This is a genomic window from Arthrobacter sp. K410C (genome assembly GCF_059090105.1).
In genome coordinates this window covers 42,699-65,852 of record NZ_JBNHFJ010000011.1, presented here as the reverse complement: position 1 = coordinate 65,852, position 23,154 = coordinate 42,699, and the positions used below count along the sequence as shown (strand labels likewise).

21 protein-coding genes and 1 riboswitch are annotated in these 23,154 nt (G+C 67.5%); of the genes, 1 reads left to right on the top strand and 20 read right to left on the bottom strand.

Annotated features, from left to right (window positions below):
• Positions 1-42: 42 nt before the first annotated feature.
• From pyk to hisI, 11 genes are all read right to left on the bottom strand, one after another.
• Positions 43-1,533 carry a pyruvate kinase gene (gene pyk, locus AC5RU7_RS15395; RefSeq protein WP_494052959.1) on the bottom strand — a complete coding sequence of 497 codons (1,491 nt, stop codon included), beginning with the start codon at positions 1,531-1,533 and terminating at the stop codon, positions 43-45.
• Between the two features lie 71 nt (positions 1,534-1,604).
• A complete protein-coding gene (locus tag AC5RU7_RS15390; protein ID WP_494011074.1) occupies positions 1,605-3,062 on the bottom strand; it encodes a glutamate synthase subunit beta in 1,458 nt (485 codons plus the stop codon).
• Complete coding sequence (gltB, locus tag AC5RU7_RS15385; protein ID WP_494052958.1) at positions 3,055-7,668, bottom strand: glutamate synthase large subunit; 4,614 nt, start codon at positions 7,666-7,668, stop codon at positions 3,055-3,057. The genes AC5RU7_RS15390 and gltB overlap by 8 nt, the downstream gene beginning before the upstream one ends.
• 262 nt (positions 7,669-7,930) lie before the next feature.
• Positions 7,931-9,085, bottom strand: coding sequence for a prolipoprotein diacylglyceryl transferase (lgt, locus tag AC5RU7_RS15380; protein WP_494052957.1), 1,155 nt, complete (start codon positions 9,083-9,085; stop codon positions 7,931-7,933).
• Between the two features lie 3 nt (positions 9,086-9,088).
• Positions 9,089-9,901 (bottom strand): tryptophan synthase subunit alpha, encoded by an 813-nt coding sequence (gene trpA / locus AC5RU7_RS15375; protein WP_494053010.1) that lies wholly within the window; start codon positions 9,899-9,901, stop codon positions 9,089-9,091.
• A gap of 11 nt (positions 9,902-9,912) precedes the next feature.
• Positions 9,913-11,232: a tryptophan synthase subunit beta gene (gene trpB / locus AC5RU7_RS15370; protein ID WP_494052956.1), complete on the bottom strand. Its 1,320-nt coding sequence runs from the start codon at positions 11,230-11,232 to the stop codon at positions 9,913-9,915.
• Positions 11,233-11,354: 122 nt separating this feature from the next.
• Positions 11,355-12,176: an indole-3-glycerol phosphate synthase TrpC gene (gene trpC / locus AC5RU7_RS15365; protein ID WP_494052955.1), complete on the bottom strand. Its 822-nt coding sequence runs from the start codon at positions 12,174-12,176 to the stop codon at positions 11,355-11,357.
• On the bottom strand, positions 12,176-12,463 hold the full coding sequence (locus AC5RU7_RS15360; RefSeq protein WP_494052954.1) for an HGxxPAAW family protein: 288 nt from the start codon (positions 12,461-12,463) through the stop codon (positions 12,176-12,178). The genes trpC and AC5RU7_RS15360 overlap by 1 nt, the downstream gene beginning before the upstream one ends.
• 106 nt (positions 12,464-12,569) lie before the next feature.
• Positions 12,570-13,208 carry a Trp biosynthesis-associated membrane protein gene (locus AC5RU7_RS15355; RefSeq protein ID WP_494052953.1) on the bottom strand — a complete coding sequence of 213 codons (639 nt, stop codon included), beginning with the start codon at positions 13,206-13,208 and terminating at the stop codon, positions 12,570-12,572.
• Positions 13,208-14,770, bottom strand: coding sequence for an anthranilate synthase component I (locus AC5RU7_RS15350; RefSeq protein WP_494052952.1), 1,563 nt, complete (start codon positions 14,768-14,770; stop codon positions 13,208-13,210). Before AC5RU7_RS15350 ends, AC5RU7_RS15355 begins: the two co-directional genes overlap by 1 nt.
• 116 nt (positions 14,771-14,886) lie before the next feature.
• The gene (gene hisI, locus AC5RU7_RS15345) at positions 14,887-15,315 is read right to left on the bottom strand and encodes a phosphoribosyl-AMP cyclohydrolase (RefSeq protein ID WP_494052951.1); all 429 of its coding nucleotides are present in this window, start codon (positions 15,313-15,315) and stop codon (positions 14,887-14,889) included.
• A gap of 111 nt (positions 15,316-15,426) precedes the next feature.
• Between hisI and AC5RU7_RS15340 the strand changes: the two genes are divergently transcribed.
• Entirely contained in the window at positions 15,427-16,071 is a 645-nt protein-coding gene (locus AC5RU7_RS15340) for a TIGR03085 family metal-binding protein (RefSeq protein WP_494052950.1), read from the top strand.
• Between the two features lie 14 nt (positions 16,072-16,085).
• Here AC5RU7_RS15340 and hisF read toward each other — a convergent pair whose 3' ends face one another.
• From hisF to rpe, 9 genes are all read right to left on the bottom strand, one after another.
• Positions 16,086-16,862 carry an imidazole glycerol phosphate synthase subunit HisF gene (gene hisF, locus AC5RU7_RS15335; protein ID WP_494052949.1) on the bottom strand — a complete coding sequence of 259 codons (777 nt, stop codon included), beginning with the start codon at positions 16,860-16,862 and terminating at the stop codon, positions 16,086-16,088.
• Between the two features lie 51 nt (positions 16,863-16,913).
• Positions 16,914-17,774 carry an ATP phosphoribosyltransferase gene (gene hisG / locus AC5RU7_RS15330; protein WP_133350834.1) on the bottom strand — a complete coding sequence of 287 codons (861 nt, stop codon included), beginning with the start codon at positions 17,772-17,774 and terminating at the stop codon, positions 16,914-16,916.
• A gap of 90 nt (positions 17,775-17,864) precedes the next feature.
• Positions 17,865-18,128: a phosphoribosyl-ATP diphosphatase gene (locus AC5RU7_RS15325; RefSeq protein WP_009358176.1), complete on the bottom strand. Its 264-nt coding sequence runs from the start codon at positions 18,126-18,128 to the stop codon at positions 17,865-17,867.
• A gap of 102 nt (positions 18,129-18,230) precedes the next feature.
• Entirely contained in the window at positions 18,231-18,719 is a 489-nt protein-coding gene (ribH, locus tag AC5RU7_RS15320) for a 6,7-dimethyl-8-ribityllumazine synthase (RefSeq protein ID WP_494052948.1), read from the bottom strand.
• A gap of 17 nt (positions 18,720-18,736) precedes the next feature.
• Entirely contained in the window at positions 18,737-19,483 is a 747-nt protein-coding gene (ribA, locus tag AC5RU7_RS15315; RefSeq protein ID WP_494052947.1) for a GTP cyclohydrolase II, read from the bottom strand.
• Positions 19,480-20,238 carry a 3,4-dihydroxy-2-butanone-4-phosphate synthase gene (ribB, locus tag AC5RU7_RS15310; RefSeq protein WP_494052946.1) on the bottom strand — a complete coding sequence of 253 codons (759 nt, stop codon included), beginning with the start codon at positions 20,236-20,238 and terminating at the stop codon, positions 19,480-19,482. The genes ribA and ribB overlap by 4 nt, the downstream gene beginning before the upstream one ends.
• Positions 20,235-20,873 carry a riboflavin synthase gene (locus AC5RU7_RS15305; RefSeq protein ID WP_494052945.1) on the bottom strand — a complete coding sequence of 213 codons (639 nt, stop codon included), beginning with the start codon at positions 20,871-20,873 and terminating at the stop codon, positions 20,235-20,237. Before AC5RU7_RS15305 ends, ribB begins: the two co-directional genes overlap by 4 nt.
• Positions 20,873-22,012 carry a bifunctional diaminohydroxyphosphoribosylaminopyrimidine deaminase/5-amino-6-(5-phosphoribosylamino)uracil reductase RibD gene (ribD, locus tag AC5RU7_RS15300; protein ID WP_494053009.1) on the bottom strand — a complete coding sequence of 380 codons (1,140 nt, stop codon included), beginning with the start codon at positions 22,010-22,012 and terminating at the stop codon, positions 20,873-20,875. The genes AC5RU7_RS15305 and ribD overlap by 1 nt, the downstream gene beginning before the upstream one ends.
• A gap of 260 nt (positions 22,013-22,272) precedes the next feature.
• A riboswitch (FMN riboswitch) is annotated at positions 22,273-22,423 on the bottom strand.
• A gap of 38 nt (positions 22,424-22,461) precedes the next feature.
• Positions 22,462-23,139 carry a ribulose-phosphate 3-epimerase gene (gene rpe / locus AC5RU7_RS15295; protein ID WP_494052944.1) on the bottom strand — a complete coding sequence of 226 codons (678 nt, stop codon included), beginning with the start codon at positions 23,137-23,139 and terminating at the stop codon, positions 22,462-22,464.
• Positions 23,140-23,154: the final 15 nt, after the last annotated feature.

Below are 23,154 nucleotides of genomic sequence, written 5' to 3'. Positions count from 1 at the left end.
ACCCCTGCCATCCGGCAGGGGTCCTTTTCGTGGTCAGAAAGGCTAAGCCTTCTTCTTCCTTTCCGGCCAGGGGCCGAGCTTTTCCTTGTTGCTGATGACATCCCCCGCGCGGGTGGAGTCGGCAAGGTCGCCCACCTTGTGGACCTTCAGCGAGTTGGTGGAACCGGCCTTTCCGGGAGGGGAACCGGCGGCGATGACCACCAAGTCACCGTCCTGCACCAGGCCCATTTCCTCGAGGCTGCGGTCAACTTGCGCGGTCATGGCATCGGTGTGGTCCACCATCTGTACCAGGACCGGCTGGATTCCCCAGGTCAGCGCCAGCTGGTTCCAGACCTGCTCCACCGGGGTGAACGCGAACACCGGCTTGATCGGGCGCAGGCGGGACAGGCGGCGGGCCGAGTCGCCGGACTGTGTGAACGCACAGATGTACTTTGCGTCCAGCTGGTCGGCGATTTCGACGGCGGCACGGGTGATGGCGCCGCCACGGGTCTTGGGCTTGGTCCCCAGCGGGGGGACGCGCTCCAGTCCGTGGACCTCGGTGGACTCGATGATCCGGGCCATGGTCTTAACCGTGTCGATCGGGTACTTGCCCACGCTGGTCTCACCGGACAGCATGACGGCGTCGGCACCATCCAGCACGGCGTTGGCGCAGTCGGAGGCCTCCGCACGGGTGGGGCGCGGGTTGTCGATCATGGACTCCAGGACCTGGGTGGCCACAATGACGGGCTTGGCCCAGCGGCGTGCCAGCTCAATGGCGCGCTTCTGCACGATCGGCACTTCCTCCAAAGGAAGCTCCACGCCCAGGTCGCCACGGGCAACCATGATCGCGTCGAACGCGTCAATGATTTCCGGCAGCTGGTCAACAGCCTGCGGCTTTTCGATCTTGGCGATGACCGGCACACGTCGTCCTTCCTCGTCCATGATCTCGTGCACCCGCGTGATGTCCGAGGCGTCACGGACGAAGGACAGGGCCACCAGGTCCACGCCGCGGCGCATCGCCCAGCGCAGGTCGTCCTCATCCTTTTCGCTCAGCGCCGGCACGTTCACGGCCACGCCGGGCAGGTTGATGCCCTTGTTGTTGGACACCATGCCGCCCACGGTCACCTCGGCGACCACCTTGACGTCGTCGACAGCTACGGCGCGCAGGGCCACCTTGCCGTCGTCGATCAGCAGTGCGTCGCCCACGTTGACGTCCTCGGTGAGGCTCTTCAGCGTGGTGGAGCAGATGTCCTTGGTGCCGGGAACATCCTCGGTGGTGATGGTGAAGGTGTCACCGACGGCGAGGGCGTGCGGGCCGTCGACGAAACGGCCTAGGCGGATCTTGGGACCCTGGAGGTCGGCCATGAGGGCCACGGCCTTGCCCAGGTCCGCTGCCGCCTTGCGGACGTTTTCGTAGGTGTTGTCATGCACGGTGTAGTCGCCGTGGCTCATGTTCATCCGGGCGACGTCAACACCTGCTTCCAGCACCGCGAGGGTGTTTTCATAGCTGGCAATCGCCGGGCCGAAAGTAGCCACAATTTTTGCGCGTCTCATATACCTACCCTATTGGTCACTTGCATTGGTTAAGTTGTCGCGGGGGTGAACTTCTGCCCGCAGGTGCAGCGCTAGAGGACGGCGATGGCGCGGTCCGTCGGCGCGACGGGAGCGGGAAGGATGGTGCTTCCCATCAGGTACTTGTCCACGGCGGCAGCCGCTGCGCGGCCTTCGGCGATGGCCCACACGATGAGGGACTGTCCGCGCCCGGCGTCGCCGGCCACGAAAACGCCCTCGGTGTTGGTCATGTAGTAGCCGTCGCGTGCCACGTTGCCGCGGCCGTCGAATTCGGCCTTCACCTGTTCGGTGATGCCCGCCGGCTCGGCGCCGGTGAAGCCCAGCGACAGGAACACCAGGTCCGCGGGGATGATGCGTTCCGTGCCGGCCTTAGGCAGGCGCTTGCCGTCAACGAATTCCGTCTCCGCGACCTTGACGCCGGTCAGCTTGCCGTCCTCGCCCACGAACTCGACGGTGGAGGCGAGGTATGTGCGCTCACCGCCTTCCTCGTGGGCGCTGGCCACCTCGAACAGGGTGGGGAACGTCGGCCAGGGCTGGTGCGCGGCGCGCTCGGCCGGCGGCTGCTTGCCGATGGCCAGCGTGGTCACGGACGCAGCACCGTGCCGGTGCGCGGTGCCGAGGCAGTCGGCGCCGGTGTCGCCGCCGCCGAGGATCACCACGTGCTTGCCCTGGGCGTGGATCTGGTTTTCGATGGTCTCCCCCGCCACGGCGCGGTTGGCCGGCACCAGGTAGTCCATGGCGAAGTGGATGCCGTCCAGGTCCCGGCCCGGGATGGGCAGGTCGCGCGGAACGGTGGCGCCGGTGCACACCACGACGGCGTCGTAGCGGCGCCGCAGCTGCTCCCACGTCACGTCGGTGCCGACGGCGACGCCGGTCCGGAAGCGGGTGCCTTCCGCCTTCATCTGCTCGACGCGGCGGTCCACCTGCTCCTTTTCCATCTTGAAGTCCGGGATGCCATAGCGGAGCAGGCCGCCGATCTTGTCATCGCGTTCGTAGACGGCAACGGTGTGACCCACGCGGGTGAGCTGCTGGGCCACGGCCAGGCCGGCAGGGCCGGAGCCTACGACGGCGACCGTCTTGCCGGTGAGGCGCGCCGGCGGCAGCGGGTGGACCCAGTTGTTGTCCCACGCTTCGTCGATGATGGACACCTCAACCTGCTTGATGGTGACTGCAGGCTGGTTGATCCCCAGCACGCAGGACGCCTCACAGGGGGCGGGGCAGAGCCGGCCGGTGAATTCGGGGAAGTTGTTCGTGGCATGCAGCCGCTCGATCGCTTCCTCGCCCTTGTCCCGCCACATGAGGTCGTTCCACTCGGGAATCAGGTTGCCCAGCGGGCAGCCCTGGTGACAGAACGGGACGCCGCAGTCCATGCAGCGGCCGGCCTGGGCCTTCAGGGTGCCCTTTTCCTGCGCTTCGTAGACTTCCTTCCAGTCCATGATGCGGACAGGAACGGGACGGCGCGGCTGGGTTTCACGCTGGCGTACTTTCAGAAATCCGCGTGGATCAGCCACCGGTCACCTCCAGGATTCGAGACCATACTTCTTCGCCGTCGGGGTCAAGGCCCTCTTCGATGGCGTCGAGACGGGTTTGCAGCACGGCCGCGTAGTCGCGCGGCAGCACCTTGGTGATGCGGGCGGCGGTGTCGTCGAAGTTCTCGAGGAGGCGCGCAGCCAGCTGGGAGTCAGTTTCTTCAACGTGCTTGACCAGCAGGCCGTGCACAATGTCGCGGTCCTCGGCATCCAGCTCGCGGAGCTGGAGTTCGCCGGACTGCAGGGCGTCCTTGTTGACCTTGGCGGTATCCAGGTCCAGGACGTACGCGGTACCGCCAGACATGCCGGCGCCGAAGTTGCGGCCGGTGCGGCCGATGATCAGGGTCTGGCCGCCGGTCATGTACTCGCAGCCGTGGTCGCCAATGCCTTCGACGACGGCGGTGGCACCGGAGTTGCGGACCAGGAAGCGTTCGCCCACCTGGCCACGCAGGAACATCTCGCCGCTGGTGGCGCCGTAACCGATCACGTTGCCGGCGATGACATTGGTCTCCGCCTTGAACACATTGGTGCGGTCCGGGCGGACGATGATCCGGCCGCCGGAGAGGCCCTTGCCCACGTAGTCGTTCGAGTCGCCGTACAGCCGCAGGGTGATGCCTGCGGGCAGGAAGGCGCCCAGGGACTGGCCGGCGGTGCCGTTCAGCGTGACGTCGATGGTGTCCGTGGCGAGCACGTCGGTGCCGAAGGTCCTGGTGACCACGTGGCCGAGCATGGTGCCCACGGAGCGGTCCGTGTTGATGACGTCCACGGTGATCTTCACCGGGCTGCGGTCCGTCAGGGCCTCAGTGGACATGGTGATCAGCCGCTGGTCGAAGTGCTTGTCCAGCTCGTGGTTCTGGCCGGTCATGTTGCGCAGCGGAGCGTCGTCGTCGAACTCGAGCCCGTGCAGGATCGGGTCCAGGTCCAGGCCGTCGGCCTTCCAGTGGTCGATCGCGTCGCGGGTGTCCAGGACCTCCGCGTGGCCGATGGCCTCTTCCAGGCTGCGGAAGCCCAGCTCGGCCAGGATCTCGCGGACTTCCTCGGCCAGGAACTCGAAGAAGTTGACCACGAACTCGGGCTTGCCGGTGAACCGGGCGCGGAGCTCCGGGTTTTGGGTTGCAACGCCCACCGGGCAGGTGTCCAGGTGGCAGACGCGCATCATGATGCAGCCTTCCACCACCAGCGGGGCGGTGGCGAAGCCGAACTCCTCGCCGCCCAGCAGGGCTGCGATCACAACGTCGCGGCCGGTCTTCAGCTGGCCGTCAACCTGCACCACCACGCGGTCGCGCAGGCCGTTGAGCATCAGGGTCTGCTGCGTCTCGGCGAGGCCGAGCTCCCACGGGACACCGGCGTGCTTGAGCGAGTTCAGCGGCGAGGCGCCGGTTCCGCCGTCGTGGCCGGAGACAAGCACGACGTCGGCCTTCGCCTTGGTCACGCCGGATGCCACCGTGCCGATCCCGACTTCCGACACCAGCTTCACGTGCACGCGGGCCGAGGGGTTGGCGCGCTTGGCGTCGTAGATGAGCTGCGCCAGGTCCTCGATGGAGTAGATGTCGTGGTGAGGCGGCGGGGAAATGAGGCCGACGCCGGGGGTCGAGTGGCGGGTGCGGGCCACCCAGGGGTAGACCTTCTGCGCCATCAGCTGGCCGCCTTCGCCGGGCTTGGCGCCCTGGGCCATCTTGATCTGGATGTCGTCGGCGTTGGTCAGGTAGAGGCTGGTCACGCCGAAGCGGCCGGAGGCGATCTGCTTGACGGCGGAGCGGCGCTCCGGGTCCATCAGGCGGTCCACGTCCTCGCCGCCCTCACCGGTGTTGGACTTGCCGCCCAGCCGGTTCATGGCGATGGCCAGCGTTTCGTGGGCCTCCTGCGAGATGGAGCCGTAGCTCATCGCGCCGGTGGAGAACCGCTTGACGATGCTGGAGACGGGCTCCACTTCCTCGAGCGGAACCGCCGGGCGCTCGTTCTTGAACTTGAGCAGGCCCCGCAGCGTCATCAGGTTGCTGGACTGGTCGTCCACGCCCTTGGTGTACGCCTTGAAGATGTCGTAGCGGCGTTCGCGGGTAGCGTGCTGCAGCCGGAAGACCGTCTCCGGGTTGAACAGGTGCGGTTCGCCGTCACGGCGCCACTGGTACTCGCCGCCGCCCAACAGGGGGCGGTGGGGCTGCTCGATGCCGCCCTCGGGGTACGCCATCTGGTGGCGTGCCGAGACCTCGGCGGCGATGACGTCCAGGCCCACGCCGCCCAGCTGGGAGTGGGTGCCGGCGAAGAATTCGTCCACCAGCTCCTGGCCGAGGCCAAGTGCTTCGAACGTCTGGGCGCCGGTGTAGGACGCCACGGTGGAGATGCCCATCTTGGACATGATCTTCAGGACGCCCTTGCCGAGGCCCTTGATCAGGTTGTAGACGCCGTCCTGCGGGGTGACGCCGGTGACGTCTCCGGCAGCGATCAGCTGCTCCACGGATTCCATGGCCAGGTAAGGGTTCACGGCGGACGCGCCGTAGCCGATGAGCACGGCCACGTGGTGCGTTTCGCGCACGTCGCCCGCCTCGACCACCAGGGCGGTCTTGGTGCGGTTGGCGCTGCGGAGCAGGTGGTGGTGCACGGCACTGACCAGGAGCAGGGACGGGATGGGTGCCCACTGCGCGTTGGAGTCACGGTCCGAGAGCACGATGTACTGCACGCCGCGGTTGATGGCGCCGGAAACCTGCTCGCAGATCTCGGTAAGCCGAGAACGCAGGGCGTACTCGCCACCCTCCGGGCGGTACAGGCCGCGGACCCTCATGGCCACGCGGTTGCCGTCGGCGTCCTCGATGTTGGCGATCTTAGCGAGCTGGTCGTTGTTGATCACGGGGAACGGCAGCTGGACCTGCGGCTGGCGGACCTGCTTGGTATCCAGCAGGTTGCCGGTGGGGCCGATGGCGCACGTCAGGGAGGTGACCAACTCTTCGCGGATGGCGTCCAGCGGCGGGTTGGTGACCTGCGCGAAGGACTGCACGAAGTAGTCGAAGAGCAGCCGGGGGCGCTTGGACAGCACGGCAACCGGGGTGTCGGAGCCCATGGCGCCCAGCGGCTCGGCACCGGTGCGGGCCATCGGGCCCAGCAGGATCTTCAGTTCCTCAGTGGTGTAGCCGAAGGTGCGCTGGCGGATGTTCACGGACGCGGCGGTGTGGACCACGTGCTCGCGCTCGGGAAGGTCGTTCAGGTCGATCAGGTTGTCCTTGACCCAGTCCGCCCACGGGTTGGCGGCGGCAACCTCTGCCTTGACCTCTTCGTCGTCAATGATGCGGCCGGCGTCGGTGTCCACCAGGAACATCTTGCCGGGCGAGACGCGGCCCTTCTTGACCACCTTGGAGGGTTCGACGTCGATGACGCCCACCTCGGAGGCGAAGACGATCAGGCCGTCTTCGGTGATCCAGAAGCGGCCGGGGCGCAGGCCGTTGCGGTCCAGGGTTGCGCCCACGAGGTTGCCGTCGGTGAAGGACACGGCGGCGGGACCGTCCCACGGCTCCATCAGCAACGAGTGGTACTCGTAGAACGCGCGGCGGGCCGGATCCATGGTGGCGTGGTTTTCCCATGCCTCCGGGATCATCATCATGATCGCGTGCGTGATGGGGCGGCCGGAGAGCCACAGGAGTTCCGCCACCTCGTCGAACGATGCGGAGTCGGAGGCGCCGGGCGTGCAGATGGGGTACAGCTCTTCGGGCGCGTCGCCGAGCAGCGGGTTGGCCAGCTGGGACTGCCGTGCACGCATCCAGTTGCGGTTGCCCTTGACCGTGTTGATCTCGCCGTTGTGGGCGATGGTACGGAAGGGCTGCGCCAGCGGCCAGGATGGGAACGTGTTGGTGGAGAAGCGCGAGTGGACAATAGCCAGCTTGGTCTTGAAGCGCTTGTCCGAGAGGTCCGGATAAAAGGGCTCCAGCTGGGCGGTTGTGAGCATGCCCTTGTACACGATGGTGCGCGAGGACAGCGACGGGAAGTAGACGCCGAACTTGTTCTGGGCGCGCTTGCGGATACGCCAGGCGCGGGCATCGAGTTCGTTGCGGTCCAGTTCCTCGCCCGAGGCGGACGCGAGGAAGGGCTGGGAGAAGTAGGGCATGCAGGCGCGGGCCATCGCGCCCACCAAGTCGGCGACGACAGGCACTTCGCGCCAGCCCAGGACCTTCAGCCCCTCGTCTGCGGCGAGGCCCTCGATGCCGGCTTTCGCGGCATCGGCTTCCCGCCGCTCAGCAGGCAGGAACGCCGTGCCGGCCACGTACTGGCCGGGAGCGGGAAGTTCGAACTCGGTGACCGCCCGGAAGAACTCGTCCGGGATCTGCATCAGGAGGCCGGCGCCGTCACCGGTGCCTTCATCGGCGCCCACGGCACCACGGTGCTCGAGGTTGCGCAGGGCGGTGAGTGCGGCGTCAACGATGTCGTACCCGGGTTCGCCGCGGAGCGTTGCGATGATCGCAAGGCCGCAAGCGTCCTTCTCCTGCTCGGGGTTGTAGAGCCCGGCGGCCTCCGGCAGGGCTGCGAAGCGCTTGAACGGCGACAAGGCAGCCTCGGGCTGATCCGGTTCGGACCAGCTGGGAGTGTGCAGAGTTTGGGTCATGGAAGACGTCCTTCCTCCTGATCGTGCGTATGGAAGGGACACCGTTGGCCCCACTCGTCAGGCCCCAGATGATGGGCACAACAAAGTGTTACTACATGGAAATTGTAGGTCAGCCCGGCCTGCTGAACTAACGGTTACAGAGGCCCCTGCCCAAGGCTCCAGCCGGCAGCAGCTCTATGCTGCGCGGGTGGGGCCCCATGCCACGACATTGTGGTTCCGGGAGCTCCGAGCGGTGGCTCTGCTGCCCTCGTGTGGCCGGCGCTTACTTGCTGGTGCCGGCCTCCGATGCGGATCCTGTGGCTGTGCTGCCGGAGTGTCCGGAAGCCGTGGCATCCTTCCCGGGCTTTGCGCCGGAGGGTGCCGCCGTGGCCTCTTCCGTGGGGGCGGAATCGGGCCTGGAACCGTTTTGGTTATCAGGGAGATTATCACGCGATTCACTATCTGAGACAACCGGGTCCGTATCACGGACCCCGTCATCAGTGGCCCCAAGGTCGCCGGTGACGGCCGGTTTTGCCGGCTCCCGCCCCGGAAGGTAGACGGTGCCGGGCTCCGGGCGGCCCTTCCTGCCCAGCAGGATGAAGATCGCCAGCGCAGTCACAAAGACGAAAATACTGGTCCAGACATTGAGCCGGGTGGTGAGGCCGAAGAGCGAGATCTGCTCCGCGTCATCGATCCGCATGGCCTCAATCCACACCCGTCCCAGGGTGTAGTACATGGCGTACAGCCAGAACAACCTGCCACGGCGGAAGTTAAACCTGCGGTCCAGGACGAGCAGGAGCGCGACGCCGGCAAAGTTCCAGAGCGATTCATACAGGAACGTCGGGTGGAACAGGGTCCCGGCGGGAACCCCCGCGGGGAAGTTCGCGTTGTCGGCGTCGATCTCCAGGCCCCACGGCACCGTGGTGGGGCCGCCGAAGAGTTCCTGGTTGAACCAGTTGCCCCAGCGGCCAATAGCCTGAGCCAGCAGGAGGCCGGGCGCGGCGGCGTCCATGAAGGCGGGAAGCCTGACGCCTGCACGGCGGCAGCCGATCCAGGCGCCGAGGACGCCGAGCACCACGGCGCCCCAGATTCCCAGGCCGCCACGTTGGATCTGCGGGATGAGCGAGAGGTCGCCGGTGCCGTCGAAGCCCGGGCCGAAGTAGGCGTCGGGCGACGAGAACACGTGGTACAGGCGGCCGCCGATGATGCCAAACGGAATAGCCCAGACCACGATGTCCCAGACGCTTCCCTCAGGCGCGCCGCGCTTGGCCCAGCGAACCGAGGTCAGCCAGAGACCCGCCACGATGCCCGCCAGGATGCACAGGGCGTAGGCGTGGATGCGCAGCGTCCCCCACGGCAGGGGGATGTCGAATCCGGACCAGTCCGGGCTGGGAATGCTGGCGGGTACCAGGGCTGCTGCCTGGAGGAGGCTCTGCATTGGTTAGGCTTCTTCCCGGGCAAGTCCGGAGCTGAGCTCCCTGGCAAGGGAGCCGACGGCGTCCACGCCGCCGTTACCCAGTGCGGACACCAGTGCGGTGCCCACAATGACGCCCTCGGCATAGGCGGCGATTTCGCGGACCTGGTCGGCGTTGGAGACGCCGAGGCCGACGCAGACGCGTTCCGCTCCGGCGGCGTGCGCCGCGGCCACGACGTTCCGGGCGGCGGTGCTCACCGAGGAGCGGGCGCCCGTGACGCCCATGATGGAGACGGCGTAGACGAAGCCGCGGCTGGCGTCGACGGTCCGCTGCATGCGCTCGGCAGTGGACGACGGCGCAACGAGGAACACGCGGTCCAGCCCGTACTTGTCCGAGGCGGCCATCCATTCGTCGGCCTCGTCCGGGATGAGGTCGGGCGTGATGAGCCCGGCTCCCCCGGCTTCGGCCAGGCGGCGGGAGAATTCGTCCACACCCATCCGGACCACGGGGTTCCAGTACGTCATCACCAGGACGGCGGCGTCGGTCTTGCTGGTGATGCCGGCGACTACGTCGAAGACCTGCCGGACGGAGAAGCCGTTGGCCAGCGCCTGCGTGGTGGCGGCCTGGATGACCTGCCCGTCCATCACGGGATCGGAGTACGGGATGCCGACTTCGATCAGGTCGGCACCGTTCTCCGCCAGGGCGATGCCCGCGGCGATGCTTTCCTCCACGGTGGGGTAACCGGCAGGCAGGTAGCCGACGAGCGCTGCACGGCCTTCGGCGCGGGCCTTGTCGATTGCCGCCGCCGACTTGCTGGTCGTCTGTGCCTTGCCCGTCATCTGCGCGCTGCTCACAACTGCTCTCCCTCTTTGCCGATTTCCGATTCCGCGGAATCCTTGTCCAACAGGTTGAACCACTCGGCGGCGGTGGCCACGTCCTTGTCGCCACGGCCGGACAGGTTCACGATCACGATCTTGTCCCGTGCGGCAGCGGCGTCCCCAGCGGCGAGGCGCTGGCCCACCTTGATGGCCCCGGCCAGGGCGTGCGAGGACTCGATGGCGGGGATAATGCCCTCCGTGCGGCAGAGGAGCCGGAAGGCCTCCATGGCCTCGCTGTCCGTGATGGGCTCGTAGTTCACCCGCCCGATGTCGGCGAGGTAGGAGTGCTCCGGCCCCACACCCGGGTAGTCGAGGCCCGCGGAGATGGAGTGCGACTCGATGGTCTGGCCATCGTCGTCCTGCATGAGGTAGGAGCGGGCGCCATGGAGGACGCCGGGCTTGCCCAGCGTGATGGTGGCGGCGTGGCGTCCGGTGTCCACGCCGTCGCCGCCGGCTTCGAAGCCGTAGATCTTGACCGAGGGGTCATCGAGGAAACCGTGAAAGATGCCGATGGCGTTGGATCCGCCGCCGATGCAGGCACACACCGCGTCCGGGAGGCGCCCTTCCTGCTCCAGGATCTGCGCGCGCGCCTCTTCGCCGATGACCTCGTGGAAGTAGCGGACCATGGCGGGGAACGGGTGGGCCCCGGCAGCGGTGCCCAGCAGGTAGTGGGTGTTGTGCACGTTCGCCACCCAGTCGCGCAGGGCCTCGTTGATGGCGTCCTTGAGGGTCTGTGAGCCGCTGGTGACGGGAATGACGGTGGCCCCCAGCAGCTCCATCCGGGCCACGTTCAGCGCCTGGCGGCGGCAGTCCTCGGCGCCCATGTAGACCACGCACTCCAGCCCCATCAGGGCGGCGGCCGTTGCGCTGGCGACGCCGTGCTGGCCGGCGCCGGTTTCGGCGATGACGCGGGTCTTGCCCATGCGCTTGGCGAGCAGGGCCTGGCCCAGCACGTTGTTGATCTTGTGCGATCCGGTGTGGTTGAGGTCCTCGCGCTTGAGGAAAACCCGCACTCCCCCGGCGTGTTCGGAGAACCGCTTGGCTTCGGTCAGCAGCGAGGGGCGGCCCGAGTAGTTCTTGTTCAGGTCTGCGATCTGGGCCCGGAATTCGGGATCGTTCTTCGCCTTGTCGAAGGTCTCCTCGAGTTCGTCCAGGGCTGCGATCAGGGACTCGGGCATCCAGCGTCCGCCGTAGCTGCCGAAGTACGGTCCCGGGGCGTGCCGGAGGGAGCCTTCCGCCAGGAATGCGTCCGCGGCCTTGTTGTCAGCGTTTCCTGAGGGTGCGTCGGCCATCAGTCCCGTCCTGTTCGAAGTTGATCGGTCAAAAGTTTGGTCCGGCCGGGGCCGGGATGAGTGCCGGGCATCGCTGCCGTTCGTCCACGGCCGTGCAGCCGCGAGGAGGACAGCGCAGCAGGTCAGCCGCGGGCGGCGATGGCGGCCGCGCCAGCGGCCGTGAACTCCGCGATCCGCTCCCGCGGGGTGGAGTGGCTTACCAGCGCCTCCCCCACCAGCACCGCGTTGGCGCCGCTGGCGGCGTAGTGCGTGACATCGTCGGCGTCCCGGACGCCCGATTCCGCCACTACCAGCGCCCCGGACGGAATGCGTCCGGCGAGCGATGCGAACAGGGAACGGTCGACGTCGAGGGTCTTCAGGTTCCGCACGTTGACGCCGATGATGCGGGCGTTGGCCGCGGCGGCGCGGTCGATTTCCTCTTCGGTGTGCGTTTCCACCAGCACGTTCATGCCGAGCTCGGCGCTGAGGGCGCTGAAGTCGTTGAGCTGGGCGTCGGAAAGCGCCGCGACAATGAGCAGGATGAGGTCCGCGCCGTGGGCGCGGGCTTCCCAGATCTGGTACTCGTCCAGCGTGAAGTCCTTGCGCAGCAGGGGGACGTCGACGGCGGCACGAACGGCATCGAGGTCCGCCAGGGACCCGTTGAAGCGGCGCTGCTCGGTGAGGACGCTGATGACGGAAGCCCCGCCGTCGGCATACTGCCGGGCGAGGGACGCGGGATCGCCGATGCTGGCGAGGTCGCCCTTGGAGGGGCTGCGCCGTTTGATTTCCGCAATGACCTTGAGCTCTTTGCGGTCCGGCGACGGACCGCCCAGGGCGCCCCAGGCGTCGCGGGCAGGCGCAGCGGATTCGGCCAGGTCCTTTAGTTCAGCCAGCGAAACGAGGCGCTTCCTGGCCTCCATGTCCTCCCGGACACCGGCGTTGATGTCGTCGAGAACAGTTGCCATCAGTGGCCGGAGTTCTTCAGCTTGCTGCCTTCGACTCCGTAGCCTGCCTTGCGCATGACGTAACCGACGATGAGGCCAACCACCATCACGCCGGCCCCGGCGATGAAGATGGGGGTGCTGGCGATGACGAACGCGATCGATGCGATGAGCGCGCCCACCAGCATGGTGATGACACAGGTCCAGGCTGCCGGGCTGTTGCCGTGGCCGAGTTCCTGGCTGTGGTCGATGGCGCCGGGGGCTACCGTGCGGGTGCCGGACTTGGAAACGGACGCAGGTGCTTTGCTCATGGAAAATCTCCTCAGGATGAATACTGCTTACATTCTGCCATTTTTTGGGCCGTGACCGTTTATCGGCGGCTGCCCGTCCCGTCACCCGCTGCGAGGCTCGGCCGGGTCAGGTGGGATCGTCTCCGCGGGAGAGCCGGTCCCAGCTGTCGATCTCGTCCACCGGCCCCGCCGCAGGGGCGCTGCCCGCCGCCCCCGGCGCGTCATATTTGGTCCGCGTCTTCCAGTGCCGGCCTGCGGGAATGACGAGCAGGGCGGCCAGTGCCAGCAGGCAGCCGGCGGCGACGGCGAGGGTGGGGAAGGCGGTCAAGTCCACCTCAGCCTGGCTGCCGCTCACGCCTGTTGCGGCTGCGATGGAGCCCTGTGCTGCCGCAAGGGGGTCCGCGAGTACGGTAGCAGCCGCGGCGATGATGCCTGCCGAGGCAAGGACGATGATGGCGGTGATGACCCACCTGGCGATCCTGCCCGCGATCGCTGCTGCCAGTCCCCCGGCCAGCGCCACCAGGGCCAGCGCCGTCACTGTGGTGGCGGCATCACTGCCCTGGACCGTGAGCGGTTCCTGCCCGGCACCTGCCTGGCCCACCTCGTTGGGATCCAGGGTGACGGACATCCAGGTCTGGGTGGTGGTGCCGAAAACCGCTAGCGCCAGGACCGCGATGAGCAGCACCAGCGTTGACTTCCGTGCCCAGGCGGGGGCAGCCCTCTTTTCGCTGCCGGCCTGCCCGGACGCCGTTCCCTGCTGGGGCATCAGGCGTCAGTCCCGCCGGGAAGTGACTCCGCGGAAATGTTCTGCAGGGAGCCGGCCGTGTGGACTGCACGAAGCGGTGCCGCGGCCTTGTTCACGGTTTCGAGCGCCTCGGTGGGGTTCACCGAGTCGGCCACGATGCCGCCGCCGGCCTGGACGTAGGCACGGCCGTCGCGGAGCAGCGCCGAGCGGATGGCGATGGCCATGTCCATGTCACCAGCGAAATCGAGGTAACCCACCACGCCGCCGTAGATGCCGCGGCGATGGGGTTCCAGTTCATCGAGCAGGCGCAGCGCCCGGGGTTTCGGGGCACCGGACAGCGTGCCGGCAGGGAAAGTCGCCTTGAGGACGTCGTAGGCCTTGGCCTGTGGCGACAGCTGGCCCACCACCGTGGACACCAGGTGCATGATGTGGCTGAAGCGCTCCACCTCCATGAACTGCGTGACGTCCACCGTTCCGGCAACGCAAACCTTGGAGAGGTCGTTCCGGGACAGGTCAACCAGCATCAGGTGCTCGGCGCGTTCCTTCTGGTCGGCCAGCAGTTCCTCGGCGAGGGCCTTGTCCGCCTCCACGGTCTTCCCGCGGGGCCGCGAGCCGGCGATGGGGTGCGTGATGACCTCCCCGCCCGTGACGGTGACCAGGGCCTCGGGTGACGAGCCCACGATGGAGTACTCCCGGCCGTCGGCGTCCGCCAGGCTAAAGATGTACATGTAGGGGCTGGGGTTGGTGTTGCGCAGCACCCGGTAAACGTCCAGCGCGGAGGCCTTGCACTCCATCTCGAACCGGCGGGAGATGACCACCTGGAAGACCTCGCCGTCGACGATTGCTTCCTTGCCCCGGTCCAGGGCGGCCAGGTATTCGTTCTCGTCCCAGCGCTCCTGGACGCTGGAGGCAAAGTCCAGGGCAGCCGGAGCCAGGACCGATACGGGCTGCGCCACGGGGCTGCTGACCTTTGCCAGGAGGGCCTTGACCCGGGCCACGGCGTCATGCCAGGCCTCGTCAACGCGTTCGGAGCTGTTGTCGAAATTGATGGCGTTGGCGATCAGCAGCACCGTGCCGTCCACGTTGTCGTGGACCGCCATGTCGGTGACCAGGTTCAAGGCCATTTCGGGCAGGTGCAGGTCATCCTCGGGAGGGCTGACCAGCCGCTCCCAGTGCCGGACGGTTTCCCAGCCCAGGAACCCCACCAGGCCGGAGGTGAACGGCGGGAGCCCCTCGAAGCGGTCGGTGCGCAGGGCTTCGATGGTGTCGCGGATGGCGTCCACCGGGCTGCCGTCCACCGGCACTCCGGCCGGGGGCTCGCCCAGCCAGTGTGCGTTGCCGTCCTTGGTGGTCAGCGTGGCGCGAGACCTTGCGCCGATGAACGAATAGCGGGACCAGGCGCCGCCCACTGCCGCTGACTCCATGAGGAATGTCCCGGGCTGGCCCTGGGCCAGCTTGCGGTACAGGCCGATGGGGGTCTCGGCGTCGGCAAGCACCTTGAGCCGGACGGGGATAACGCGGCTGTGGCCGGCGAGTTCCCGGAACTCCTCCAGGCTCGGGCTGATGGTTCCAAGGTCCTGCATGGCTATGGTTTTCCGCCTGTTCTCGTGAGGGCCGGCAGCGCCGGACGCCTAAATTTTCCTGCATCGGGCCGTGGCTGCCGCTGTCTTGCGGGCGCCGGTAGGGCCGCCGGTGCGGTTCAGACCGCCTGGGCCGTGGTGACGTTCAGTTCCCTGCCGTCGAAGCAGGTGCGGGTGCCGGTGTGGCAGGCGGCACCCACCTGGTCCACGCGCACCAGCAGTGCGTCGCCGTCGCAATCCATGGCGACGGACTTCACCCACTGGACGTGCCCGGACGTGTCCCCCTTGCGCCAGTACTCCTGACGGGAGCGCGAGTAGAACGTGACACGGCCCGTGGTCATGGTGCGGTGGAGGGCTTCGTCGTCCATCCAGCCGAGCATCAGTACCTCGTTCGTGTCGTACTGCTGCACCACGGCGGCCACCAGGCCTGCGCTGTCCAGCTTCAGGGCGGCTGCCAGCTCGGCGGGGAGCGGGCCTGTTTCAGCGGCGGCGGGGCTTCCGGGCACGGCGGAACCGGAGGCTTGGACGGGGGCGGGCTGCTCAGACATCAGGTCAAGTCTAGTGCCTTCGGTGGAGCCGTTCCGGATGTGAACAACGGCACGCCAGCAGCGCCACGGAAGGTGCCCAACTTCGCGGCTGTCGTGCTAGTTTTCCAAGTGATGCATTTCGTCGAACCGTCCCGAGAAGTCCTGGCCGAGACCCTGCTTGCGGCCGGTCCTGATGCGCCCACGCTATGCAGGGGCTGGCGCACCAGGGATCTCGCCGCGCACCTTTACCTGCGTGAGCGGAAAGCTGCCGTGGGGCTGGGCCTGATCATCAAGCGCCTGGCCAAAGCCTCGGACCAGGCCACGGCAAAGCTCGCTGCCAAGCTGACCGCTCCCGAGGACTACGCCGGACTGGTGAACACGTTCCGCGCGGGCCCGCCGGCATTCTCGCCGATGAACATCAAGGCCCTGGACGAAAGCTCCAACCTCATCGAATACTTCGTGCACACGGAGGATGTCCGCCGGGCCGTTGACCGCTGGGCTCCCCGGGCCCTGGACGAGGCATACTCGGACGCCCTTTGGCATGAACTGGTCAAGCGTGCCGCCATCCTTTACCGCGGCGTGGACCTCGGCATCGTCCTGGTGCGCCCGTCGGGCCCCCGGCACGTCGCCAGGCGTGCTCCGGTTTCCGTGGCCATCGTCGGTGACCCGGGGGAACTGCTGATGCACGCCCACGGCCGCACGCGCCACGCCCTGGTTACGTTCGAGGGCCAGCCGGACGCCGTCGCGCTTCTCCAGTCAGCCGAAGTGGGGCTGTAACCGGCAGCATCCGGTCAGCGGACTTCGAAGCCGGCCGCCCTGATGGCGTCCTTGACCTGGTGCATCATGTCGTTCGGGCCCCAGTGGAAGATCGAGGCAGCCAATACGGCATCGGCACCCGCGGCGACTGCCGGCGGGAAATGTGCCGGCTCGCCTGCCCCGCCGGAGGCGATCAGCGGAACCTTCACGGCGGCGCGGACAGCGCGGATCATCTCCAGGTCGAAACCGTCCTTGGTGCCGTCGGCGTCGATGGAGTTGAGCAGGATCTCCCCCACGCCACGGTCGGCTGCTTCCTTGGCCCATTCAATGGCATCGATGCCAGTGCCGGTGCGGCCGCCGTGGGTGGTCACTTCGAAGCCCGACGGCGTGGGCTCTGACCCCGGGCGGGTGCGCCGGGCGTCCACGGACAGGACGAGGACCTGGGAGCCGAAGTGCCGGGTGATTTCATCGATCACGTCCGGACGGGCCACGGCCGCGGTGTTGATGGCAGCCTTGTCCGCGCCGTAGCGCAGCAGCTTGTCCACTTCAGCCACGCCGCGGACGCCGCCGCCCACGCACAGCGGGATGAACACTTCCTCGGCGGTGCGGCGCACCACGTCGAAGGTGGTTTCGCGGTTGCCGGATGAGGCGGTGACGTCAAGGAACGTCAGTTCGTCGGCACCGGCATTGTCGTAACGGTGCGCCAGCTCCACGGGGTCGCCGGCATCGCGGAGGCCCTCGAAGTTGACACCTTTGACGACGCGCCCGGCGTCCACGTCAAGGCAGGGAATGACGCGTACTGCTACTGCCATGGGAAACTCCTGGGAATCTTTGGTGGTCCTGCTGCGCTGGGGAGAAAGGGCTCAGATGCGGCAGGCGTGGATGCTGCTGACCAGGATGGCACGGGCGCCAAGGTCGTACAGCTCATCCATAATCCGGTTGGTTTCCTTCTTGGGCACCATGGACCGGACGGCAACCCAGTCCGAATCCCGCAGCGGGGACACCGTGGGCGACTCCAGGCCGGGGGTCAGCGCCGCGGCCTTCTCCACGAGTTCCTTGCGGATGTCGTAATCCATGAGGACGTACTGCCGCGCCACCAGGACGCCCTGGAGGCGGCGGATGAGTACGTCGATTTCCCGGGCGGTGCCGTTGGCGGCGCCGCCTTCACCGGTACGGCGGATCAGGACGGCCTCGGACTTGAGGATGGGTTCGCCGAAGATTTCCATTCCGGCAGCCTTCAGGGTGTTGCCCGTCTCCACGACGTCGGCGATGGCGTCGGCCACGCCCAGGCGGACGGAGGATTCCACGGCGCCGTCCAGCCGGACCACCTTGGCGTTGATGCCGCGTTCGGCCAGGTAGCCGCGGAGGAGTCCGTCATAGCTGGTGGCCAGGCGCTTGCCCTCAAGTTCCTCGGCGGCCGAAAAATCGCCCACCGGACCGGCGAAGCGGAACGTGGACGCAGCAAATCCCAGGGGAAGGAGTTCTTCGGCTTCCACCTCGGCGTCCAGCAGCAGGTCCCGGCCGGTGATGCCGACATCGAGCGTTCCCTGGCCCACGTAGACCGCGATGTCGCGGGGACGGAGGAAGAAGAATTCGATGTCGTTGTCCGGGTCCACCATGACCAGTTCGCGGGTGTCGCGGCGCTGGCGGTATCCGGCTTCGGACAGCATGGCGGAGGCGGCTTCGGACAGGGATCCCTTGTTGGGGACGGCTACTCGCAGCATGGAAAATGTCTTTCTGGATTGGAAGGTCTGGGTGTTCAGGCAGTGCAGGCCACAGCGGGCACGGCGGCGGGAAGCGCGCCGGGCCGGTGGCTACAGATGCTTGTAGACGTCTTCCAGGGTCAGGCCTTTGGCGAGCATCAGGACCTGCAGGTGGTACAGCAGCTGGGAGATTTCCTCGGCCGCGGCTTCGTCGGATTCATATTCGGCAGCCATCCATACTTCGGCTGCTTCCTCAACGACTTTCTTGCCGATGCCGTGAACACCGGACTCCAACTCAGCGACGGTGCGGGAGCCTTCCGGGCGGGTGGCTGCCTTCTCGCTGAGCTCAGCGAACAGCGTCTCGAAATTCTTCACACCCTCCAGCCTACTTGCTGCGGGCGGGAGGGCGCTTCCCGGGCCGTAGCATGACGGGCGCGATGTGAGCGAACACACACGCGCCCGCCAGCCTGCGGCGAGTTAGTTCTTGTACTGCTTGAGGACGACGGCGGTGGCCAGCGCCGCGGTGACAGCCTCATGGCCCTTGTCTTCCTTGGAGCCCGGCAGGCCGGCGCGGTCCAGGCCCTGCTGTTCGGTGTCACAGGTGAGGACGCCGAAGCCTACCGGCACGCCGGTGTTCACGCTGACGTCGGTGAGTCCCGACGTCGCGGCCTGGCAGACGTAGTCAAAGTGCGGGGTGCCGCCGCGGATGACGACGCCGAGCGCCACCACGGCGTCGAAGTGCGGCGCCAGCCGGGCGGCGGCAACGGGAAGTTCGAAGCTGCCCGGAACGCGCAGGACGGTGGGCTCGCCGATGCCGGCGTCCTTGGCGGCGCGCAGGGCCCCGTCGAGGAGTCCGTCCATGATCTGGGTGTGCCAGCTGGCTGCCACGATGGCCAGCCGCAGCTGGGAGGTTTCGGCCGGGCTGAGGGTGGTGAGGTCGATGTCGGGGGCGCCGTGTCCGCTCATAGGTACGTTGTTTCCGTTCAGTCTTGTTCGTGGATGGGGGTGGTCGGGGTGGTGACGGGCACGGGTGCCACGTGGGTGTCCAGGAGGAGGCGGTGCTCCATCCGGTCCTTCTTGGTCTGCAGGTAGCGGATGTTCTGGTCACGGGAAGGAACTTCGGTGGGAACCATTTCCACCACCTTCACGCCTGCCCGGGCGAGCCGGTTCTGCTTGTCGGGGTTGTTGCTGAGCAGGCGGACCTCGTGCAGGCCCATTTCGGCGAGGACCTGGGCGGCGGCGTTGTAGGACCGGGCGTCCACGGGCAGTCCCAGCTGCTCGTTGGCTTCGACCGTGTCGAACCCGGCCTCCTGCAGTGCGTAGGCCTTGATCTTGTTGGCCAGGCCGATGCCGCGGCCCTCCTGGCCGCGGAGGTACAGCAGGGTTCCGCCCTGTTCCTGGATCAGCTCCAGGGCGTACGCAAGCTGCTCGCCGCAGTCGCAGCGGTAGGAGCCGAACACATCGCCGGTGAGGCATTCGGAGTGCAGCCTGACCAGCGGGGCCTTGCCGTCACGGGGCGGGTTGGGGGAACTGACGGCCAGGTGTTCAACACCGGTGACCATGTCTGTCCAGGCCTGCGCCACGAAGTCGCCGAAGGCGGTGGGCAGTTGCACGATGGGGCCGCCGCTGACCGGATGGGGCACCACCCCGCTGCCGGTCCGCCCGCTGTGTTGGCCGTCCTGGTGGTGGCCGTCCTGGTGGTTGCCATTGCTGGCTGCAGATGCCGTCATCGTTCCTCCTTCTCCCCGGCCGGTGCAGGCCGTACGCCGTGCCCCGGAGCATCCCCCGCCCCGGTTGCAAGGTAACCCACCAGATCTTCGATGGAGATCAGGGGGCAGCCATGCTCCGCCGCGAACGTCCGAAGACCGTCCAGGCGCATCATCTCACCGTCGTCATACACCACTTCCGCGATGACGCCCACGGGCTCCAGGCCTGCGAGGCGGCACAGGTCCACTGCGGCCTCTGTGTGGCCGGGGCGTTCCCGCACACCTCCGTCAACTGCCCGGAGCGGAAAAATATGCCCCGGCCGGGTCACTGAGGACGGTCCGGCCTGCGGGTCGGCCAGGACCCGGGCGGTGAGGGCGCGGTCGGTGGCGGAAATTCCCGTGCTGACCCCAACAGCGGCGTCGCACGAGACAGTGTAGGCGGTGCCTTTGGCATCCTCGTTGACCGTCACCATGGGAGGCAGTGCCAGGGCGTCGGCCCGCTCGCCCGAGAGCGGGACGCAAATAACGCCGGAGCTGTACCGGATGGTCCAGCCCATCAGGGCCGGCGTGGCGTGCTGGGCCGCGAAGATGATGTCGCCTTCGTTTTCCCTGTCCTCGTTGTCCACCACGAGGACCGGTTTTCCGGCGGCGATGGCACGGACGGCGGTCTCAATGGAATTCAGGACATGCTCCTGTCCTGCTGCGGCTCCGCGGGCAGTTTCCGGTGCCACAGCCTCGGGCTGCCCTGTTTCCGGCTTCAGCCGGACCGCGGCGTTCACAGTGCACCACCGGCGGGTGCCGAGGAATCGCGGAATGCCAGCAGGCGCTCGGTGTATTTGGCCAGCACGTCCACTTCCAGGTTAACGCGGCTGCCGGTCCGCTTGGCACCCAGACCGGTCTCGGCGAGGGTGGTGGGGATGAGGCCCACTTCGAACCACGGCTCCGCTTCCCCGGCATCACTCACGGCCGTGACGGTGAGGGATACGCCGTCGATGGCAATGGAGCCCTTCTCCGCGATGTAGCGGGCGAGGTTCGCCGGCACGCCGAACCGCAGCCGTTCCCAGTTGCCAAGCGGTTCCCGCTCCAAAAGCACACCCACGCAGTCCACATGTCCCTGGACAACGTGGCCGTCCAGCCGTCCGCCGGCCGGGACGCAGCGTTCAAGGTTAACGGAGTCGCCGGGAGCCAGCTCGCCGGTGGTGCTGCGGACCAGGGTCTCCCCCATGACGTCCACGCTGAACTCCTTGCCGTCGATTTCGGTGGCCGTGAGGCAGACGCCATTGACTGCGATCGAGCCGCCCAGGGCAAGGCCCTCGGTGGTGCCGGGTGCGTGGAGCCGGATGGTGGCGCTGGTATCGCCATCCCGGTCAACGGACAGCACGTGCCCTTGTTCGGCAATAATTCCGGTAAACATCAGTGGCCTCCCTGGGCTTGCTCCGCGCTGTGGCGGGACGGTTGTGGATCGAGGGCAACAGAACGTTGCGGTCGTAGGTGAAGTCGAAGGTCCCGGCCCAGCGTGCGCACGGCGCCGCCGTCGGACGGGTCCCATTCCCACTGCTGGGCATCGGGAAGGCTGGTGATGCCCAGGCCGTTGAGGGCGGGCATTCCCGAGCCCAGCAGCGTGGGCGCCAGGTAAACGACGAGTTCGTCGACGAGTCCTGCGGTGAGGAAGGCGCTGAGGATGCGGGAGCCGCCTTCCACCATGACGTGCCGGGCGCCGGAGCCGTAGAGCAGGGACAGCGCATCGCCGGCGTCCCGGGTGGGCAGATGGACGGCGAGACCGTCCTCCCCGCGGATGGCGGCGTCGGCCGGAATCTCCCGGAGCCCCATCACGGCGCGGACGGGCTGCCGCGCGGTCGGCACCCCCTGGCGGTCCCGGGCAGTCAGCCGCGGGTTGTCCACGAGCACCGTCTGGGTGCCCACAAGGATGGCATCGATCCGGCCGCGGATCGCGTGGTTGTCGGCCAGGGATTCGGGGCTGGAGATCCACTGGCTGGTGCCGTCCTCGGCGGCGATGCGGCCGTCGAGGGTCTGCGCGATATGGAGCGTCACGAAGGGGCGTTTTGCGGCCACTGCCTCGAACCATTGCCGGTTCAGGTCCAGTGATTCCTCGGCCCCGAGGCCGCTGCGGACGCGCACGCCCGCGTTGCGCAGCGTGGCTGCCCCGCCGGCAGCGGGGTCGTGCGGATCATCCACGGCGTACACCACGTCCGTGATGCCGGCGGCGATGATGGCCTCCGTGCAGGGGCCGGTGCGGCCCACGTGGTCGCAGGGCTCCAGGGTGACCACCATGGTGCAGCCGGCCAAATCCAGCCCGGCCTCCTTCGCCTGCGCGATCGCGTCGGCTTCGGCGTGGGCCGTTCCGGCACCGCGGTGGTATCCGGTGACTAGAGGGATCCCGTCAGGACCGACGACGACGGCGCCCACCAGCGGGTTGGCCCCGCGTGGTCCCTGCAGGGCTGCTTCGAGCGCAGCCTCCATGGCCGAGGTCTCGGCGGGGCTGAAAGCGGTGACGGTCCCACTGGCCGGCCGGAGGTCCGGGTGTCCTGCCATGTGGCCGGCCCCTGCCCGGCTGGAGGCAATGGCCCGGCTGGAGGCAATGGTCCGGCTGGACGGCGGGTTGCTGACGGTCATGCGGTACCCGCTGGACCGGTGGTGGTGGCGGCTGCGGAGGCAGCAGCGGTTTCGGCATCATCAAAGAGCCATCGCATGGGGTTCATTCCTGCGTCGTTCCTTCCCTCTCGAACCGCGATGGCTCCGGGGGTATACGACAGCAGAACGCTGCGGGGCCGGACGGCCCTGCAGATACAGCTGTACGTGCTTCTCTCATCCAGACTTTAACTGTCGGTACCGGAATTTCACCGGTTCAACCGTCCGCCGGGCCTTCTCCTGGGAGAAGCACCGGCTCGCGGGTCGCGGACTGTCACCGCCGGTTCGGACTTACACCGACCCCGGAGCACGTATGTGTTTTGTTATTGTGCCACAACAGGAGGCGTGCCCTGTTATTCCGTCGCCGCGCGTAACGTCCGCGCGCCTTCTTCCCGCAGCCTGTCGATGGCGGCGGCGGGATCGCCGGCACCGTAGACGGCGGAGCCGGCCACGAAGACGTTGGCCCCGGCTTCGGCGGCGCGCGTAATGGTTTCCTCGGTGATCCCGCCATCCACCTGGATGGCCACGCCCACTCCCGAGCCGTCGATGGCTGCCCTGGCCCGGCGGATCTTGGGGAGGGTGATGTCCAGGAAAGCCTGGCCGCCGAAGCCGGGCTCCACGGTCATGATCAGCAGCATGTCCAGTTCAGGCAGCATGTCCAGGTAGGGCTCAACCGGAGTGGCGGGCCGCAGGGCCATCCCCGCCTTGGAGCCCCTGCTGCGGAGTTCGCGGGCAAGCTTCACCGGGGCGATGGACGCCTCGGCGTGGAAAGTGACCGAGGCCAGGCCGGCGTCGGCGAAACCGGGAGCCCAGCGGTCAGCATCGGCGATCATCAGGTGGGCGTCCAGCGGCACCGGGCTCACGGCCTGGATGCGCTGAACCACGGGAAGCCCGATGGTCAGGTTGGGCACGAAGTGGTTGTCCATCACGTCCACGTGCACGGCGTCCGCATTGCTGATGCGCTGCAGTTCAGCCTCAAGGTTGACGAAGTCGGCGGAGAGGATGCTCGGGTTGATGCAGCATTGCGTCACGGGGATGCCTTTCAC